This window comes from Methylibium sp., from assembly GCF_013817365.1.
Taxonomy (GTDB): Bacteria; Pseudomonadota; Gammaproteobacteria; order Burkholderiales; family Burkholderiaceae_C; genus Methylibium.
Genome location: NZ_JACDCU010000362.1, coordinates 1 through 4,255, shown reverse-complemented (window position 1 = coordinate 4,255; position 4,255 = coordinate 1). Strand labels below are relative to the sequence as shown.

Genomic DNA, 4,255 nt, shown 5'->3' with positions numbered 1-4,255 from the left:
ATGGTCGCCCGGTGGCACGGCTGGTTCCGCCGGTGTCGGCTGGCTTGGGCGCCGAAGGCTTGATCGAGCAACTCAGGCTGTTCAGGCGCGTTCACCCGATGGGCGCTTTGAGTTGGCGCCAGCTGCGCGACGAAGGCCGTGGCCGGTGAGCTCTTTCGTGCTCGATACGTCGGCGGCCCTCAGCTGGTGTTTCGCGGACGAGCACGAGTCGTTCAGCGAGCGACTGCTCGATCAAGCGGCGCAGAACGGCGTGCTCGTGCCCATGCTCTGGCACACCGAGATGGCCGCTGCGCTGCTCGCTGCGCAACGACACGGCCTTCTCGAAGCAACGGAGTTGCGCTTGCTCGGTGGCCTGTTCGACCGCCTGCAGATCCAGACGGACGCCGCAGCCCCGGAGCGTGCACGCCATGACGTCCTGCTCCTCGCGCAGGAAACCGGCCTGACGGTGCAGGACGCGACTTATCTCGATCTGGCGATGCGCCGGCAGTTACCCTTGGCCACTTTCGATCCGTCCTTGCAGCGCGCCGCAGCAGCCTTGCGCATACCCACTCTCGCTCCCTGATGCCCATGGCCAAGATTTTCTGCATTGCGAACCAGAAGGGCGGTGTCGGCAAGACGACGACCAGCGTCAACCTGGCGGCCGGTCTTGCGCAGATCGGCCAAAGGGTGCTGGTTGTGGACCTCGACCCGCAGGGCAATGCGACGATGGGCTCGGGCATCGACAAGCGCCAACTCGAGCTGACCGTCTACGACGTGCTGCTCGAATCGGCTTCCATCGCCGAAGCTCGCCAGCGGAGCGACAAGGCCGGCTACGACGTCATCGGCGCCAACCGCGAACTGGCCGGCGCCGAGGTCGAACTCGTCCAGCTCGAGCGGCGCGACCAGCGGCTGAAAGCCGCGCTCGCGTCCGTCGCCGGCGACTACGACTTCGTGCTCATCGACTGCCCGCCCTCGCTCAGCCTGCTCACCCTCAACGGCCTGTGCGCAGCGCACGGCGTGGTGGTGCCGATGCAGTGCGAGTACTTCGCGCTCGAAGGGCTGTCGGACCTGGTCAACACCATCAAGCAGGTGCATGCCAACCTCAATCCGGAACTGCAGATCATCGGCCTGCTGCGCGTCATGTTCGATGCGCGCATCACGCTTCAGCAGCAGGTCAGCGAGCAGCTCAAGGCGCACTTCGGCGAGAAGGTGTTCAACACCGTGATCCCTCGCAATGTGCGGTTGGCGGAAGCGCCGAGCTACGGCCTGCCGGGAGTCGTGTTCGATCCGCAAAGCAAGGGCGCACTGGCCTTTGTCGAATTTGCGCGAGAGATGGTCGTGCGCATCGAGAGCCTGCGCTGAGGCGGTGACGATGATCGTCCATGCGCCGCCGGCCCTCGCCAGCCTCCAGGCGGCCGGCCTGTCGCCGGCCTTCGACGCGCGACTGCTGGCGCGCATCGAAGATGCGGGGCTGAACGCGTCCGCGCCCCCGCAACAGCGGGTGCTGGGCGGCTGGATCCTGCGGCTCTCGCCGGGCAAGGCCAAGCGCGCGCGCTGCGTCAACACGCTGGCCGTCGGCCGCCTGCCGCTGCCCGAACTGCTGGCGCGCGCCGAAGCCGTGTTCGAGCTGGCGGGCCTGCCTTTCATCGTGCGCATCACCCCGTTCACCCAGCCGGCCACGCTCGATGCCCTGCTGCACTCGCGTGGCTTCAAGGCCTTCGACGACACGCGGGTGATGGTCCGTGTCGGCTTGGGGGGCCTGGGCCCGGCAGCGCTGCCCGGCGGGTGCGATCTGGAGGCGCCCGCCACGGCGCCTTCGCCGAGGCGGCTGGCGCCTTGCGCGGCTCGCCGCTGGCGCAGCGTCAGGCGCATGCGCAGCGCCTTCGCGAGTCGCCGAGCGCCTACAACGGGCTGCTTCTCAAGCGAGGTGGCCGGCTGCTCGCCTGTGGCCAGCTTGCGATGGAGGACGAACTCGTCGGGCTTTACGACGTGTTCACCGTGCCCGAGCAGCGCCAGAGCGGCCTGGCCACGGCGCTGTGCCGGCAGCTGCTGCGGCTGGCGCGCGAGCTCGGGGCGCGTTGTGCCTACCTGCAGGTCGATGCAGACAACCACGTCGCGCGCTCGATCTATGCGCGGCTGGGCTTCGTCGATGCCTATGCCTTTCACTACCGCAGCCAGGATCCGGATGAACTCGGGTGAGTTGCCTGCCGATGACAGGCACCGGATGCCAGCGCCTGCTGCCGCGGCGTCCGGCGCCGAGCACTCGCCGGGCCGAGCCGTTGGAGGCGAGGTGCGCATCCTGAGCTTGCCCGGCTGGCAGGGCTCGCCCGCTGGACACTGGCAATCGCGCTGGGAGCGTCTTCACGGTCATCGGCGCGTAGAGCAGCACGATTGGCTGCAGCCGCTGCGGGGCGACTGGATGTCGCGGCTCGAAGACGTGCTGTTGTCGGAGCCGTCCGCCGCCGTGCTGGTCGGCCACAGCCTTGGCTGCCATCTGGTCGCTGCCTGGGCGGCAGCCTCTCGCCACACGGCCAAGGTGCAGGCCGCGCTCCTGGTTGCGCCTCCCGACACCGAGCGGCCGGACATGCCGCCCCAGCTTCACAGCTGGCGGCCGATCGTGCGCGAGCGCCTGCCGTTCCGGGCGACGGTGGTGGCGAGCACCGACGACCCTTATTGCACGACCGCACGCGCCGCAGAAATGGCCCAGACCTGGGGCGCCTCGCTCCTGCTCGCCGGCCCGCTCGGCCACCTCAACGCCGACTCCGACCTCGGCGACTGGCCGCAAGGGCTGGCGCTGCTTCATGACCTTCAACACGATTGACACCATGGCGACGAAGAAACCCAAGGGCCTCGGTCTCGGCCTCGAAGCGCTGCTCGGCCCCAAGGTGCAGGACCGCCCGGAGCCGGCGGCCGGCGACGCCAAGCCGACCACGCTGAAACTAGAGCAGCTGCAGCCCGGCAAATACCAGCCGCGCACGCGCATGGACGAAGGCTCGCTCTACGAGTTGGCCGAGAGCATCAAGTCGCAGGGGATCATGCAGCCCATTCTGGTCCGGCCGGTGACGGGGTCGGCATCGATGGACGGCACGAATGCCCTAATGTTTACAGGCAATACGAGCGGAGTTGGCGCTCGCTTGGATCGCTACGAGATCATCGCTGGCGAGCGCCGTGTGCGGGCCGCCATACTGGCCGGTTTGTCCGAAGTGCCGGTCCTCGTGCGCGAGGTGCCGGATGAGTCGGCCGCCGTCATGGCCCTGATCGAGAACATGCAGCGCGAAGACCTGAACCCGCTGGAAGAAGCGCAGGGTTTGCGGCGCCTGACCGACGAGTTCGGGCTGACGCACGAGCTCGCCGCCCAAGCGGTCGGCCGCTCCCGCAGCGCGGCCAGCAACCTGCTGCGCCTGCTCAACCTCGCCGAACCCGTGCAGCAGATGCTGATGGCCGGCGATCTGGACATGGGCCATGCGCGTGCGCTGCTGGCGCTGGAGAAGGCACAACAGATCATCGCCGCGACAGAAGTCGTTGCCCGCAAGCTCAACGTGCGTGAAGCCGAGCGATTGGTCGCTCGCGCGGCGTCTTCGTCCGGACAGCAGCCGCCACGGCAAGTGCTGCCTTCGAAGTCGCGCGATGTTGCGCGGCTCGAGGAAGAACTTGCCGATCTGCTGACCGCCGCCGTGGAGATCCGCATCAAGAAGCGCTCCGGGCGCGGCGAGCAGGGCGAGGTGGCCATCGCGTTCGGCTCGCTCGATGAACTCGGCGGCCTGCTCGACAAGCTTCGGCGCGCGACGCCATCGGGCGGCTGACCGTCGGGTTCGCCACGCGCTGCCGCACCGCGCCGGAAAGGCTTGACGAGTTCGCGCGCCTCGCGCTGGCGCTGTGCCATCTCGGCGAACCGAGCCGCGTCCGCACGTTAACGAGGACGATGCACGCTGTGCCTGCGGAACCACACTGCTGCACACGGGCTCCTACGTCGGCGTGGCGCTCGCGGCACGAAAGGGGCATGCTAATTGCACAGCGTGGCACAGCCGTTGCATCTCGTTCATCGGTGCAAGATGCGGTCAAAAGGCCGGGTTCTCCGGGCATCACACCGATGTGAAACGCACGCATGATCGTTGGACCGATAGAGTGAGAAACCGAAGGCAGCGCTGCACGGCGAGCCGAATTCCGGCCGGCCCGTGGCGACGCCGCCTCCCGATACCGAATTGGAGGAAGCGATGGATGTGATCACGAGCTTTGCAGCGCGCTACGAGCGCAGCCGCGAAGAGGAATTCACGCT

Annotated in this window: 5 protein-coding genes; all 5 read left to right on the top strand. The window is 67.9% G+C overall.

Features of this window, described 5'->3' with window-relative positions; translation table 11 throughout:
• Positions 1-145: 145 nt before the first annotated feature.
• The 5 genes from H0W38_RS17665 to H0W38_RS17645 all read left to right on the top strand — a co-directional run bounded on the left by H0W38_RS17665 (position 146) and on the right by H0W38_RS17645 (position 3,782).
• Positions 146-562, top strand: a complete 417-nt coding sequence (locus H0W38_RS17665; protein ID WP_292456513.1) for a type II toxin-antitoxin system VapC family toxin — start codon at positions 146-148, stop codon at positions 560-562.
• 5 nt (positions 563-567) lie between these two features.
• Positions 568-1,341 (top strand): ParA family protein, encoded by a 774-nt coding sequence (locus H0W38_RS17660; RefSeq protein WP_292456510.1) that lies wholly within the window; start codon positions 568-570, stop codon positions 1,339-1,341.
• Positions 1,342-1,764: 423 nt separating this feature from the next.
• On the top strand, positions 1,765-2,178 hold the full coding sequence (locus H0W38_RS17655) for a GNAT family N-acetyltransferase (RefSeq protein ID WP_292456507.1): 414 nt from the start codon (positions 1,765-1,767) through the stop codon (positions 2,176-2,178).
• Between the two features lie 25 nt (positions 2,179-2,203).
• Complete coding sequence (locus H0W38_RS17650) at positions 2,204-2,800, top strand: alpha/beta hydrolase (protein ID WP_292456505.1); 597 nt, start codon at positions 2,204-2,206, stop codon at positions 2,798-2,800.
• Positions 2,801-2,804: 4 nt separating this feature from the next.
• Positions 2,805-3,782: a ParB/RepB/Spo0J family partition protein gene (locus tag H0W38_RS17645; RefSeq protein ID WP_292456503.1), complete on the top strand. Its 978-nt coding sequence runs from the start codon at positions 2,805-2,807 to the stop codon at positions 3,780-3,782.
• The last annotated feature ends 473 nt before the right edge of the window (positions 3,783-4,255 follow it).